This window comes from Leclercia sp. S52 (assembly GCF_039727615.1).
In the GTDB taxonomy this organism is placed as follows: Bacteria; Pseudomonadota; Gammaproteobacteria; order Enterobacterales; family Enterobacteriaceae; genus Enterobacter; species Enterobacter adecarboxylatus_B.
Genome location: NZ_CP152474.1, coordinates 2,539,688 through 2,553,698 on the forward strand (window position 1 = coordinate 2,539,688; position 14,011 = coordinate 2,553,698).

At 54.0% G+C, this 14,011-nt stretch carries 14 protein-coding genes and 2 pseudogenes; 6 read left to right on the plus strand and 10 right to left on the minus strand.

Going from position 1 to position 14,011, the window contains the following annotated elements:
- Positions 1-58: 58 nt before the first annotated feature.
- The gene (locus tag AAHB66_RS12190) at positions 59-607 is read left to right on the plus strand and encodes a cysteine hydrolase family protein (protein ID WP_347113059.1); all 549 of its coding nucleotides are present in this window, start codon (positions 59-61) and stop codon (positions 605-607) included.
- Positions 608-653: 46 nt separating this feature from the next.
- Here the strand turns inward: AAHB66_RS12190 and AAHB66_RS12195 are convergent, their stop codons facing one another.
- The 6 genes from AAHB66_RS12195 to AAHB66_RS12220 all read right to left on the minus strand — a co-directional run bounded on the left by AAHB66_RS12195 (position 654) and on the right by AAHB66_RS12220 (position 6,738).
- A complete protein-coding gene (locus AAHB66_RS12195; protein ID WP_347113060.1) occupies positions 654-1,739 on the minus strand; it encodes an LLM class flavin-dependent oxidoreductase in 1,086 nt (361 codons plus the stop codon).
- A 141-nt stretch (positions 1,740-1,880) separates the two neighbouring features.
- On the minus strand, positions 1,881-2,852 hold the full coding sequence (locus AAHB66_RS12200) for a helix-turn-helix domain-containing protein (protein WP_347113062.1): 972 nt from the start codon (positions 2,850-2,852) through the stop codon (positions 1,881-1,883).
- 120 nt (positions 2,853-2,972) lie between these two features.
- Positions 2,973-3,695 (minus strand): thiol:disulfide interchange protein DsbG, encoded by a 723-nt coding sequence (gene dsbG, locus AAHB66_RS12205; RefSeq protein WP_347116472.1) that lies wholly within the window; start codon positions 3,693-3,695, stop codon positions 2,973-2,975.
- Positions 3,696-3,727: 32 nt separating this feature from the next.
- Positions 3,728-5,746, minus strand: a complete 2,019-nt coding sequence (locus AAHB66_RS12210) for a thioredoxin family protein (RefSeq protein WP_347113064.1) — start codon at positions 5,744-5,746, stop codon at positions 3,728-3,730.
- Between the two features lie 46 nt (positions 5,747-5,792).
- On the minus strand, positions 5,793-6,182 hold the full coding sequence (locus tag AAHB66_RS12215; protein WP_347113065.1) for a copper-binding protein: 390 nt from the start codon (positions 6,180-6,182) through the stop codon (positions 5,793-5,795).
- Positions 6,183-6,315: 133 nt separating this feature from the next.
- Positions 6,316-6,738, minus strand: a complete 423-nt coding sequence (locus tag AAHB66_RS12220; protein ID WP_347113067.1) for a helix-turn-helix domain-containing protein — start codon at positions 6,736-6,738, stop codon at positions 6,316-6,318.
- A 113-nt stretch (positions 6,739-6,851) separates the two neighbouring features.
- Here AAHB66_RS12220 and AAHB66_RS12225 point away from each other — a divergent pair, with 113 nt between their 5' ends.
- Complete coding sequence (locus AAHB66_RS12225) at positions 6,852-7,901, plus strand: NAD(P)-dependent alcohol dehydrogenase (RefSeq protein WP_347113068.1); 1,050 nt, start codon at positions 6,852-6,854, stop codon at positions 7,899-7,901.
- Positions 7,902-7,971: 70 nt separating this feature from the next.
- On the opposite strand, the pseudogene AAHB66_RS12230 reads toward AAHB66_RS12225, so the two are convergent.
- Positions 7,972-9,181: pseudogene (locus AAHB66_RS12230) on the minus strand (MFS transporter).
- Between the two features lie 103 nt (positions 9,182-9,284).
- Here AAHB66_RS12230 and AAHB66_RS12235 point away from each other — a divergent pair.
- From AAHB66_RS12235 to AAHB66_RS12250, 4 genes and pseudogenes are all read left to right on the plus strand, one after another.
- A pseudogene (locus tag AAHB66_RS12235) lies at positions 9,285-10,204 on the plus strand (LysR family transcriptional regulator).
- Between the two features lie 82 nt (positions 10,205-10,286).
- Positions 10,287-10,913, plus strand: a complete 627-nt coding sequence (locus AAHB66_RS12240) for a DUF2268 domain-containing putative Zn-dependent protease (protein ID WP_347116473.1) — start codon at positions 10,287-10,289, stop codon at positions 10,911-10,913.
- A gap of 23 nt (positions 10,914-10,936) precedes the next feature.
- Positions 10,937-11,452, plus strand: a complete 516-nt coding sequence (locus AAHB66_RS12245) for a GNAT family N-acetyltransferase (protein WP_347113069.1) — start codon at positions 10,937-10,939, stop codon at positions 11,450-11,452.
- A 104-nt stretch (positions 11,453-11,556) separates the two neighbouring features.
- Positions 11,557-11,934, plus strand: coding sequence for a RidA family protein (locus tag AAHB66_RS12250; protein WP_347116474.1), 378 nt, complete (start codon positions 11,557-11,559; stop codon positions 11,932-11,934).
- 5 nt (positions 11,935-11,939) lie between these two features.
- On the opposite strand, the gene AAHB66_RS12255 is transcribed toward AAHB66_RS12250, so the two are convergent.
- The 3 genes from AAHB66_RS12255 to AAHB66_RS12265 form a co-directional block, all read right to left on the minus strand.
- Complete coding sequence (locus AAHB66_RS12255; RefSeq protein ID WP_347113071.1) at positions 11,940-12,416, minus strand: SRPBCC family protein; 477 nt, start codon at positions 12,414-12,416, stop codon at positions 11,940-11,942.
- Positions 12,379-13,110, minus strand: coding sequence for a DUF1571 domain-containing protein (locus AAHB66_RS12260; RefSeq protein WP_347113072.1), 732 nt, complete (start codon positions 13,108-13,110; stop codon positions 12,379-12,381). Before AAHB66_RS12260 ends, AAHB66_RS12255 begins: the two co-directional genes overlap by 38 nt.
- A 102-nt stretch (positions 13,111-13,212) precedes the next feature.
- Positions 13,213-13,959, minus strand: coding sequence for an SDR family oxidoreductase (locus AAHB66_RS12265; protein WP_347113073.1), 747 nt, complete (start codon positions 13,957-13,959; stop codon positions 13,213-13,215).
- Positions 13,960-14,011 lie beyond the last annotated feature (52 nt).

Below are 14,011 nucleotides of genomic sequence, written 5' to 3' on the forward strand. Positions count from 1 at the left end.
CCCTTCCCTTTCGCTGTCAAACTTGTGCTTCAATGAGCCATAAAACAGGAATGAGATAATGAAACAACGCGGTTTAATCGTCATCGATCTGCAAAACGAATATCTGCCAACCGGTAAATTACCCCTGACCGGCATCGAGGCAGCAGCGCATAACGCAGCGCTTGCGATTGCTGACGCACGTTCAAAAGGGATCCCCGTATTCCATATTCGTCATGAGTTTGCTCATGGCGAAGCGCCGGTTTTTGTTCCCGGGACTGCGGGTGTGGAGATCCAGCCAACCGTTAAACCCGCGGCGGATGAAGCGGTGATCGTGAAGAATTTTATCAATTCCTTCCGCGACACAGACTTAAAAGCGCAGCTCGATGCGAAAGGTGTTGAAGAGGTGATTATCGTGGGGGCGATGAGCCATATGTGTGTGGACGCCTGTGTGCGGGCGGCGGCAGATATGGGCTACCCGGTCACCGTCCTGCATGATGCCTGCGCCACCCTTGACCTGTCCTTTGGCGGCGTCACGGTACCGGCGGCCCAGGTTCATGCTGCCATGATGGCCGCATTTGAGTTCGGCTATGGCAAAGTCCAGTCAACCTCAGACTATCTGTCTGCGTAATCCCGTGCCAGCGTCCCTTTTCAGGGACGCTTTTTAATAGGTGTGGTTAAAGGTTGACAGGCATATCATAGGCATCTGCAATCAGTTCCGCCGAGCGATAAATTGCCTCCTGAGAGTGCCCCAGATTCAGCAGTATAATCTCATCAGCATCAATGCGCTGTTGCCAGACGGCCAGCTGGTCAACCACCTGGTTACCGGTGCCGCTCATGATTTTGGCATTCCACATTTTAATCAGCTGCAACTCTCCCGAAGAATAACCGTAGTTTTCGGCTTCCTGCGGCGTTGGGACGATAAATGAGCGGCCTGTGCTCATACGCATCATCGCGTGGGAATAGGCCCACGCCTGACGCCGGGCTTCATTTTGGTCATCCGCGGCCATCACGCCAAAACTGGCAATAACATAAGGCCGGTCAAGATTTGCAGAAGGACGGAAGTTCTGGCGATAGACCTTGATGGCCATCATGACGTTCTGATCGGCCAGATGCGCAGCAAACGCAAACGGATACCCCATTTGCGCAGCCAGTCGGGCGGAATAGTCGGAAGAACCCAGCAGCCAGACGGGGGGGCGCTGATACGCGCCTGGCACCGCATTTTCTTTATCCTGCAGCGGGCCGGGAACGGCATACACACCGGCCTTTTGCCATGGATGCCCCTTCGGGAAATCGCCTTTCAGGAAGTGCATTAACTCATCAAGTTGTTTCGGGAAACTGTCTGCCCCCACGTCACCGCGCCGCAGCGCCGACGCCGTGGCCATATCAGTTCCCGGGGCACGCCCGACGCCCAGATCAATACGCCCCGGCGCAAGGGAGGCCAGCAATCCGAACTGTTCAGCCACCACCAGCGGCGGAAAGTTAGGTAACATCATCCCGCCCGCACCAAGCCGGATATGGGTCGTTTCACCAATTAACCGCGCCAGCAATAACGGCGGCGAAGGGGTGGTGACGCCAGGCATGGCATGGTGCTCCGCAAGCCAGTAACGGGTAAAACCACGCTTATCAGCCAGACGGGCAAGCCGGATGCTGCCCGAGAGCGCCTCATGCGCCGTTACCCCTTTTCCCGCCATAGCGAAGTCCAGCACGGAAAGTGGAACCGGAGCCCCGCCCCGGCGCGTACCAAAAATAACCTGATTCACACTGTCGTTCCTCAAAATGATAAGGCGGCTACGTCTGGATGACGTAGCGCACAGGCGACAAATTTTGCGGAGAATAACGTCAGGGCACAATTGACCTGAATGACAATATCAGAAAATATTGGGCCAATCGCTGGGATGTATTCAGGCCTGTGTGCCGCGCCGCTGGCAGAAGGTACGCCGGTATTCTGAAGGCGAGGTGCCCAGGTGCGCCGTAAACTGCAGACGTAAAGACATCGGCGTCCCAAACCCCACCTCAGAAGCAATGCACTCTACCGGCAGATCGGTGATCTCCAGCAGTTGCTGGGCCCGCGCCACGCGCTCGGCATTTAACCATTTAGTGACGGTAGTGCCGGTGGTGTCGCGAAAGCGACGGGTAAATGTACGGCGGCTCATTTTCGCAACGCCCGCCAGCATATCGAGGGTTAAAGGTTCAGACAGATGTTCCCGGGCCCACTCAAGCACTTCAACCAGTCGTCCGACGCAGGGCAGTTGCGGAACCGGTTGTTCTATATACTGGGCCTGCCCGCCCTGTCGGTGCGGCGGCGTGACCAGCTGGCGGGCGATCCGGTTAGCCATATCGGAGCCGTGCTGCTGGCGGATCATCTCAAGGCAGCAATCAAACGCCGCAACGGTGCCAGCGGAGGTCACGATATTGCCATCCGTCACATACAGCACATCCGGTCGAAACTTCGCGTCAGGGAAACGGCGGGCAAAAATCTCGCGGGCAACCCAGTGGGTCGTCGCCTCCCGCCCGGCAAGCAACCCGGCAGCGCCGAGTACGAAGGCTCCTAGGCAAAACCCGACTATCGGTTTCCCCTGCGCATTGGCGGCTTGCAGCGCCTCAATAATGTCATCCGGCACCTCTTCTTCCGGATCTTTCCAGGCCGGAACCACGACAATATCGGCCTCCTCCATCGCCTCCAGACCGGATGAAACGCTAATCGGTAGCCCTTGATCGCTGATGATAAGCCCCGGGGACTGGGCACAGTACTGCACATCATAGGCCGGGAAACCTGCGGGCTTATTCACAACGCCGAAGGCAACGGCAGGCACAGAAAGCTGAAACAGACTGACTCCTTCAAAAGCCAGGACCACAATACGAACCGCAGACACGGAAACCTCTCAGACAAAAACAGGGACATAAAGGACAGCAGAGCCCTGTACCAATAACATACTTCGCCGCCTGTCCGCGATCTTTAGCAAGTCGCGGACAGGGTTAATCACCGGAGAGGTTTATTTACAGGCAACCAGATCGGCCATTTGCTCAGCATCAGGCAAGCCGATGATTTGTTGCAAAGTACGCGCCTTATTCAGGTAATAAATGGCAGGCGTACCGCTGGCGCCTGTCTGCTCCATAAGCTGCTGATTGTGCTGTATCTGCTTAAATACGGCAGGCGGGGTGCTACCTTGCAGCGCCGGCTTTGTTTTTCCGTCGCTACTCTCAAGGTCATACCAGACTTTAGCCGGATCCTTCGCGGAGAGGATTGCCGCCGCGTACTGCGCACTGTCCGGGCGGATCACGCCAACCAGCAACGTTTTGGTACTGATGCTTTTATCTTTGATAAAAGGCTGGGCCTGGTGCCAGAACTTATTGCAGTAGGGGCAGAAGGGATCGGCAAATACAACCACCTGGCACTTCGCGTCCGCGCTGCCTTCGGCGATCCCTGGCGCGGCGGTGAGCTGCTTCCACATCTCGCGCCCGGCAGGAATATAAATCTCATCATTAATGATTTTCTCGCTCAGGTTATTTCCCTCGGCATCATACATATAGCCTGAGATCACATGCTTTTTATCCGGGGTGAGATAAAGCGTGACGCCCATGTCCTGATATTTACCCAACCACCCTTCCACACCTCCGGGTGCGCTGAACGGCTTAATAATTTCAATGCCCTGCTTCTCCATTTGTTTAACCGGTTCAGGTAAGTCAGCGGTCTGCGCCTGAGTGGTCGCACTCATCAGCAGAATTAACAGTGACAGGATCTTGTTCATTATTTTTCCTCAGTGAAATCAGGTGACGTGGCCGCACTCGCACTCATCAGGGTGGTCAGCAGCGCGTCTTTGTTAAGAAGGGAGAGCAAAACATGCCCCTGCGGAATTGCAGGGCCAAAAATGGCGTTAAAAGGGATGCCGCTTGCGCCGTAGCGGCGCAGGAATTGCTCGATTTCAGCAGAAGGCTGACTCCAGTTACCCTGCAGCAGCACAACGTCGTCGCGGTTTAAGGCAGCAACCACCTCGGGGCGATGAAGCACCAGCACTTCATTAACCCGGCAGTTCAGGCACCAGTCGGCGGTAATATCCACCAGCACGCGCTTTCTGGCATTCAGCGCTTCGCTGAGCGCCGCTTCACTGAGCGGTTGCCAGTTCAGGGGGGAGTCGTCCTTCCCCTGAGGCTGGGGAGCCAGAAAAGCATACAGTCCCGCACCAAACAGCACGCCAAACACCAGGCTGCGCAGATTCTCCCGGTGGTTCGGCATGGCCTTCGCGCAGCGGAAAAGGAAAAACGCCACCATCAGACCGCCACCGATCAGCACATAGCGTGCGCCCCACTCTTTCACCAGCAGCGACATCAACCAGAGACAGGAGCCCAGCATCAGGAGCACCAGCCCCAGACGCAGTTTTCCCATCCAGGGGCCGGGTTTAGGCAACCAGCGCGCCACGCCGGGAAAAATACTGATTGCCAGCCAGGGAAGACTCATTCCGACACCCAACGCAAAAAAGATGAGCCACAGCTGATGCACGGGCGCCGCTAACGCGAACGTCACGGCAGTGCCAAGGAATGGCGCCGTGCAAGGGGTGGCAAGCAGGGTCGCAAACGCGCCTTCAAGAAAACTCCCGCCGATACCCTTCCCACCGGCGGTAGCCAGCCGGGTGGACAGACCGGAAGGGAGGCGGATCTCAAGCAGGCCGGCCAGGCTGAAACAAAAAATCCACGTCACCAGAACCATAGTGGCAATGAACCACGGGCTCTGGAACTGGAAGCCCCAGCCAATCCAGGCACCGGACAGCCGCAGGCCGGTAATGACCGCCGCCAGCACCAGAAACGAGAAAATGATCCCAGCTGCCGTTGCCAGAAAACGCAGCCGCGTCTGACGGCGGCTACTCTCTGCCAGGGTCATCAGTGATGCGAGTTTTATCCCGAGTACAGGCAGAACACAGGGCATCAGGTTGAGGATAAGGCCACCCGCTAACGCCACGGCCATGATCTGCCATAGCATCGTGGACGGGCTGATATCAACCCTAAGCTGCTGACTCTGCTCACCATTGCTGACCAGCAGAGAAAGCTGCTGCAACCGGGAGGCCTCCAGCGGTTTGCCCTGCTTATCGCTGACGCTAAACCGGGCGGTCAGCGTGTCACCAAGGATCTCGGTCTGCGGCGGCGACAGACTCACCCCGGTCGGGTTGTCAGGAAAGAGATCGGGCTGAGACCAGCCCTCCGGCGAGGTCAGTTTGACGGTCAGCGTGTCATTGTCAGCGGTGACGGATTTGAGAGCCACAGTGCCGTTATCTGGCGGAACAGCGCCCATCGCGTTGTCCCAGGCCTCGGCAAAGTGCGCTGACGAACCGGAGGCCAGGTTGATATCCAGCGGGAAGGTATTGACCACGCAGAGATTGCTGCACAGCGAAAGCGTCAGTTTTCCGCGCAATCGCTGCAGCTGGCCGGTGGTCACTTCCAGCGGAAACACGACGCGGCGATCGTAGCCGACTGAGCTGAAGCCGGCGGAATCAAACCGGACCGGCCGGGGCCAGTGCCACTGCGTTTTTGCCTGCGGTTCCCACGCGATGGTTGGCCGAAAGCCGCCGTCACCGGGGGTTCGCCAGTAGGTTTTCCACCCTTCATTGGGGGTCACGTCCAGCAGCAGGCGAACTTTCCCCTCTGCGGGCGCATCATGCCAGACATGAACCTGAGCATGGAAATTTTCAGGTTTCATCGACCAGCCCGGTACCGCAGCTGAGGCCGCAGACAGGCTGAATAACAGGAACCACAGGCTCCTGAAAAAGGTTTTCATATATTTTCTCCGTGAAAAATTAACTAAACAGGAACGTCCTGTTCAGTCATTCACGGAAAACGCAGTTTTTGAGGTGTATTCGCAGTAAAGGGGGTCGAAAAAGGATCACCGGTCTCGGCAGGACGCTGATGTTGATCAGCACCGCTAACAGCAGAACCAGCAGACCGGGTAAAAGCAGGACGGTATCGAAATGAAGGGGCTGCGCGGTAAGCAGCGAGTGGGCACTGAGCTCACAGGGGGACAACCCTGGCGACGTAAGTTCCTGGGGGCTGTTATCAGCAGTCAAAGAGAGCGTGGCGGCTTTGACCTGCATATGATGCAAAATACTGGCCCGCTGGGTCAGACAGATCAGCATGACAAAACAGGCAACCACCAGAAGCACGATCGCTTTCAGTTGCCTGTTTTTATGATGAGCCGGACCTGTCAGGATAGTCATGGGCAATGAGAATAGTGAGCGACCCGGCTACGGGCAAGCGGCAATTTGTAAAGTAATGCCAACCAGAGTGGTTGATTCCCCCCTGTCACAGGTTCTCTTTCAACCGCTACTGTCGCCGTAAGTGGGAAACTGCTTACGGCTTTTTTGGTTGCAGGCTGGGATCCACAGCGGATTCAGACGACGCCGCCTGATAACAGGCCTCCATTTCATCCAGTGCGGATTGATTATCTAATCCCCACTGGTACATTTGCTCAATGGGTTCGGCGAAGGTTCTGCCAAGTGGGGTCAGACGGTAATCGACTTTGGGTGGGATCACGTCATACACATGGCGGGCAATCAAACCCCGCATCTCCAGCTCTTTGAGCGTCTGGAACAGCATTTTTTTGGAAATCCCCTGCAGGCTACGCTGTAACTCACCCGTGCGGGCGCGTTCATCCGGCCAGTGATACAGCGCGTGCAGCACCATCGTGCTCCACTTAACTGAAAAGAGTTCCATCAGGCGGCGCGGCGGCGAGTCCGCATAGAAAAAGAGTTTACCCTCAACCCAGGCTGGCACTGTTCTGTCCTCTGCTTATGGTCACCAAATGGTAACTACTATCAATATGGGATCCTGTTGACTATAGTCTGCCCCCCTTGAGTTAGCAAGAACCAGCACATTCCTGAGGTAAGATGAAAATCAACGCATTAGTCGCCCATGACGCGGCACAACCCTTAACATCAGGCCAGGTTTCGCTGCGCGCGTTACAAAAGCAGGATATCAAAATCGAGATCCCCTTTTGCGGCGTGTGCCACTCCGATCTTCATATGGCGCGTAACGAATGGGCGGTGAGCCAGTATCCCCTGGTGCCGGGACATGAAATCGTCGGACGCGTCGTGGACGTTGGGGACGAAGCCACCCGTTTTAAGCCCGGTGATATCGTCGGAGTGGGCGTGATGGTCGACTCCTGCCGCGAGTGCCATTTCTGCAAGCATCACGAAGAGCAGTACTGTGAGTCGGGTTTTACGGCGACCTACAACGGCATGGATAAATATACCGGCGAAAGAACCCGGGGCGGCTATGCGCAGAGCGTGATTGTCGATCAAGATTTTGTTGTTTCTGTACCGCAAAACCTGCCGCTTGCCGGGGTGGCACCGCTGTTGTGTGCGGGCGTCACTGTCTGGTCGCCGCTGCGCCATTTCAACGTCAAAGCAGGCGACCGTGTGGGTGTTGTGGGGCTGGGTGGATTAGGCCATATGGCAGTGAAGCTTGCCAGTGCGATGGGAGCGGAAGTGACGCTGTTTACGACCTCCCCGGAGAAGGGAAAAGATGCCCGTCGAATGGGGGCAAAACAGGTCGTGGTATCGCGCGATGCCGCGCAAATGGCTGCCTGCCAGACCTCGCTGGATTTTATCATTGACTGCGTAGCTGCACCGCACGATCTGGATCCTTATCTGGCCACGCTGAAAACCAATGGCCGCCTGGTGCTGGTGGGCATTCCGGACCAGCCGCACAACGCACCGGATATTACGCCGATGGTGTTCCGACGTTTAAGCATCAGCGGTTCGTCGATTGGCAGCATTCAGGAAACCCAGGAGATGCTGAACTTCTGCGGCGAGCACAATATTACCGCCGATATTGAAATGATTGCTGGCGAGGAGATCGAGGCTGCCTTCGCCCGCATGCTTAAAGGAGACGTTAAGTATCGCTTTGTTATTGATATGCAGGCAACGAGCTGGTAGTGACGCGACAGACTCGTAGACGTTCCGGGCGGCCATTTCAGGCCGCTTTGTGCCAGAAGCGGACGTTATGCTAATCATCGATGAGATGATTTGGTTGGAGCGTACGCTTAGCCAGTTTCTTTTGCAGAATAATAACGATGATGGGGAACCCTGATGCGGAAATTGCACATATCCCCAGCAACGTGTTCATATTTTGTGGTGCTATGGCGTGCCCACGTAATAGAAAAGCAGACAGAAAAAATGCGACTGTTGTGATCAGGTACATTATTGATGACTGCAATGAAGAGAATCCCGCTCGTTGCATGTCATCAGGAAACTGAATGCTCACCGCCGAAGAGGAAACCAGACGACTGTAAGATGCACCGAGAAATAAAATAATAAATATCGCCGGATTCGAATAGCCCATAACAGGTATTAGCAAAGCGAGTAAAAAAACGAAAGTTGACGCTGTAGCCAGACTCACAGCAGAAAAATGCGGAATTAACGCGCCTGTCATTTTTGTTGACAGGTATCCTGCAACGCCCCCGGCGAAAAACAGCCATGGCAGCAGGTATTGAGAGCCCCCCCAGCTGTTGGGTCATTAATGGTACCAAAACAGGAATGACCAGCATCGGGCTAAACTGTACCAGCGCATTACTGGAAGCGAACAGTAAAGTATTAACGTCGAGAGGCAGTGCGTGGGGTGTGTCGAAAGAGACTGGATCCTGAGGGATGATGGAAACAATCAGTGGCAATGCCAACAAACACAGCGTACTGATTAGCCACGAAGCGACATGCCAGCCGTAATGAGCACACAAAAATAGTATCGTGGGCATTCCGACAATGCTTACCATCGAAAATGATGCAATTACCGTCGCCAACATTTTTCCTCGCAAGTTAGTTGGTGCGAGATTTATCAATATACTGATACTCACCCCCATCGTTGTGCCTCCAACCAATCCGGCACAGAATCGTAATGTAAGCAGAAGGCTAAAGCTGGAGTTAAATGTCGTCAAAAGTGTCAGTAGGCCGAGTAGTGCCATATTGGCGATTAAAAAACGTTTCTTATTGAAACGACCAATCCAGTAAAAGGCGATAATTCCCGACAGGACCGCCCCGGAGGTGTACATGCCGGATACGTAGCCTGAGAATGATACGGGAACGGCGAAGTCTGCTGCCATAAAAGCAAAAACAGGATTGAACATCATATATTCCAGTGCATTTGTGAACTGGATAAAAGCCATGACAAACGCTATCCGGATGAGGGCTTTATGATTAAACGTTGTTGTGACTAATGACATAGCAAGCGACCTGTGGATAAAAGATATCCGAGTTTAATTGCTATCAATCTTGTTCAGTAGATGGTAAAAATGGCATTTATTGTTATCATTTGTGGGACAGTCGATGCGGCCAGCTCTTGATTTTAATACCCTGAAAGTTTTCATTGCGGTGGTTGAAAGAGAAAGTTTTATTGGGGCATCTAAAGTCCTTGAAATGCCGACATCAAACGTGAGTCGTTGTATTTCTCAGTTAGAGGACAGACTGAATCTTCAGCTCATTGAGCGCAGCACCCGACATATGAAGCTCACACAAGCGGGGCACCTGCTCTATTCCCGGGCGAAGCCATTAATGGATGCACTTGAGCAGACTGAAACAGAATTAACGTTGCAGCAGATGCAGCTCAAGGGGCCACTCCGTATCTGTATTCCCAATGAAATAGGTCCTGCACTGCTGGGTTCTGTGATCGCCGATTTCGCCTGCCAGCACCCGGATCTGGAAATAAACTGTGTCACAAATTTGTCTGGTCTTGAATCCCTGAGAGACGATCTGGATTTAGCCATCATCGTGAGCCGTGGCCAGATGGATGACGGTGATTACATAGCCCGTCACCTGGTGACGATCCCTTGCACTATCGTTGCAGCCCCCCTCCGTCATTCAGCGTTATGGCATACCTTCTCGTATACAGCAATTTGAAGAATTACCCTGTATTACCACGGTGAATGCACTTAAAGGTGCTCCCTGGCAGTTTGTGAATAAAAAGGGGGGGATTCGAGACTATAAAGGTTAAAAGCCATTACCGGGTAAACAGTGGAGAGATGGCAGGACGCGCAGCGGTAGCGGGTGTTGGTTTCGCTATTCTTTCGAAACAGGCCTGTCAACCCTACATCGACGATGGACGGCTGATCGAGACTAAGTTGGAACAACCGCCAGCCCCACTTCAATTGTTCGCACTTTATTCAGACAGGCGTTATTTGCCAGCTAAAACACGAGCGCTTATTGAATACATCAAGCAGAATTTGAGCAATACATCCTTAGCAACCTAAGGATACATTAAACAGCCACAGAGAGACCCAGTGTTACAATGATGTTATTTTCTTACACGTCGGGAGGAAGCTTTTGTCTCAAATGATCCTGCATATTCTGGATGCTCAGAAGAAACTCACCGCTCACAGTCAATGGCTTCATACCTGCCTGACTGCTACTCACGAACAAGCAAAAAGAGTAATGCACATCCCTCCACTTGATGTGGTGGTAAAAACGGGAAAATTTGTCATTCCGGAAAAAGGGCATCTTGGATATTGTCCCGAGCCCGGACTGGTGTATTTAACTGTTGATCCTGAAAACCCTGCCTTGAGAAAAAATGCCGCTAAGTCTTTTGAACGCATGTTTGCTCATGAACTGCACCATGCGGCAAGATGGGCTGGGCCTGGATATGGCGTAACCTTAGGCGAGGCTATGGTCTCTGAGGGCCTGGCAGGACATTTTGTTCTTGAGCTTTTTGGCGGTGAACCGGAACCCTGGGAAAGCATTAATTCAGATATTGTTCAAACCTACAATTCACAATTCAAAGCATTCTGGGACCGTACCGATTACGATCACAACAGGTGGTTTTTCGGTACGGGTGATTTGCCACAGTGGTTAGGGTATACCGCAGGGTTTAATCTGGTTTCCAGGTATTTTGCAACGACACCCCATCTGCGCTCTTCAATGCTCTCGAATGTAAATGCAGATGAGTTGAAAGCATTTCTTTAATCTTCACGTAAGAGGAACAGCAGATGGATTTAGAAACACCCCGTTTAAAACTTGAACCTTATGATGACTCTCATTACGAAGGCTTGAGGGTAATGGATAGTGATGCCGGTGTGATGCGTTATATCACCGGAGGTATCGTTAAAACGCCTGAAGAAACCTGGGAAGGTATCAGAAGAGTCCAGGCTCGTTGGGATAAGTACAACTTCTCATGGTGGGCTATCAGAGAGAAGTCCTCTGGCGCGATCGTTGGTGCAGCATGCCTCCAGCACCTGGCAAACGTGGATGGCGCACCATTAGAGATTGGCTGGCGTCTCGTCCCGGAACACAATGGCAAGGGGTATGCAACAGAGGCAGCTAAAGCGATCGTTAATTACGCGGCGGAACAGGTAGGAGCAACGTATCTGGTTGCTGTTGCCGATCCTGAAAATATCCCCTCGCAGCGTGTGATGCAGAGGTTAGGTATGACTTACAAAGCAATAGAGCAGCATTACGATGTGCCATGTGTGGTATATGAGCTTAATATACGCAGGCCTGCTTAAGTATTGGCTACCCCGTACAAACGAGGGTTATGCCATTTCCATATTGCAACCGAATCGTCACTATTTCAGTTGGTGGCTTATTCACTTTAAAGAAGGCCTGCGACATGAGTAATGTAATAAGAACGAACTATCCTGAATTAGGTGAAGTCAAGGCACCGTACGTCCATTCAGTAAAGCATGGCAACACGCTCTATATTTCCGGTCTTACTGCCTTTGGCACCGCGGCTCAGCATAAGGGTATTACTGAGCAGGCTGAAGAGATATTCAGCCAAATCAGAAAAATCGCCAGCGCAGAAGGCACTGATTTTTCCGCCCTGATTAAAGTGACCATATTCATCACCTCTTTTGCGGAGATCGACGCGCTACGTAAGGTGTTGTTCCAGAATTACGGCGAACACTTGCCAGCCAGTTCGCTCGTGGAAGTGAGCCGTCTCTTCTCACCCGATCTTTTAATTGAAATTGAGGCTGTATTCGGCCTTTGATTCTTTTACCCTTCATCCACCTCTACCCGCCGACCTAATCGCCGGGCTAACCCTTTCGCGCCGTCGCGCATCACCCTGTCGTGGTTCCAGCGAAAAACGGGCCCTGCCAGCGGCGCAACAAGGTTCATCCAGCGGGTATTGGTGCGGATATCCCAGTCATAGCGGACGAGGGTCTCCCGCCCCCGTTCGGTCAACGACCACAGGCCACGCCCTTCCACCTCGCCGCTGGCTTCCCCTTCCAGCAGGCATAACGGCTGGATCGTTAAGACGTGAATATCAAAGGTGATGCGATACGGGAGCGCGCCCTTCCAGGTATAGCGATGCAGGGCGCCAATCCCCCGCACATCGCCTTTCCTGATTTCGATAACCTGCACCAGGCTGCCCCACCATTCGGGCCAATCATCCGGATGGGACAGGATCTCCCAGACCTCCTGAACCGATGCTTCAACCCGCCAGACGGTGGAAAACCGATAGTCCGCCATAGCCCACCTCTCCTGTCAGGGTGCGAAGAAATCCGGAGGGAAACGCACGTTGATCGTCATGGCCTCCATCAGCACGGTTTCCAGTAATTTGCCCCCCCAGCCCATAGCTGACCACTTTGGCAGGCAATCCGGATTGTTTATCGAACCACACCTCATAGCGATGAACCGCATCGACGGCCTTACCTTCCGGGCCGACCACCGACAGATGTATGGCCGGTTTCCCGGCGACCGTCTCTTCACCGGGAAGAGCGGTGGTGCCCCCCTGCTGCAGTCGACGAATGTTATTCAGCAGTACGCCAATGTCGGATTGATCCACCCGATGACCATTTTCATCCGTGATCAGTGAATCCGTGGGCGACAGGTTCAACATCGGGAATGTCCCCGCGCCAAAGGGCCACAGCTTCACTTTGCCGTTGGCCGGATTATAGATAAGCACCGCCCCGGCATGGGGAGTGGAAAAATCCATCCGCACATAGCCCGGTTTTCGGTAGCTATAGCGGATGACTTTGGTTTCATCCTGCGAGGAGACGGAACGCACCATCACCTGGTAAGAGTGGAGTTGGGCAAAACGTTGCAGGCCGCGCGCAACGGGATCGGCGGCGGTCGAGCCCTGCAAAAAAGCTGCGGCCACCACCATCCTGTCCGCGGCGTGCGCAGGCTCGTGAACGCTAAAGAGCAGTAATGTTGTCAGCATGACTGCCACAGAGAGAAAGCCGCTGATGATGGTCTCCTGCAATAACATGACCGGGAATAGGATCAGTATGTCGGATAACCATTGAATGTGCCGGGCAGGTCGTTAAACGCGGTTCCCTGCCATCTCCCACGCATCCTCTCCGGCGGGTAAACGGATTGGCGTATCCGGATCGTTTGCCATCTGCCAGATGGCCTGTGCCACCTCCCCGGAGCGGGTCACCTTCGCGCGCTCATCCTGCATGCCGCGGAAGATTTGCTGGCTAAACGCGGCATACGCCTCGGGGATCGCCCCCATGACGCGTTGCGCATTTTCGCCGAAACGGGTCTCGGGCGAGCGTCCGGGCAGAACCAGGCCCACGCGGATATTAAAGGGCGCAAGCTCAAGCGCCAGCGATTCGGTGAACGCATTAACCGCCACCTTACTGGCGCTATAAACCGCCAGCAGCGGCAGCGGTTTCAGGGTGACAGCGGACGTGACATTGACGATCGTGCCAGAACGTCGTTGCCTGAACTGCGGGAGTACTGCCCGGGTCATGGCGATGGTGCCAAGGGTGTTGGTTTCGAAAACCTCCCTCACCGCCTCCGGGGAGACGCCTTCCAGCGCGTTTAACATGCCGACGCCAGCATTGTTTACCAGAACATCGATATCGCCAGCGTCTGAGACAGCCCGATCGATACTCTGCTGAGAGGTGACGTCGAGCGCCAGGAGGCGCAAACGATCGCTTTGCGGGATGAGCCCCTCCTGCGGGGTGCGCATTGTCGCAATCACTTTCCAGCCCTGCTCAAGAAAGTAACGCGCAGTTTCCAGACCAAAACCGGATGAACAGCCAGTAATCATAACCGTTTTCATATTCACTCCTGATGGGGGTTGACCTGAGCAAATAATAGACAGCTTTCTCCGG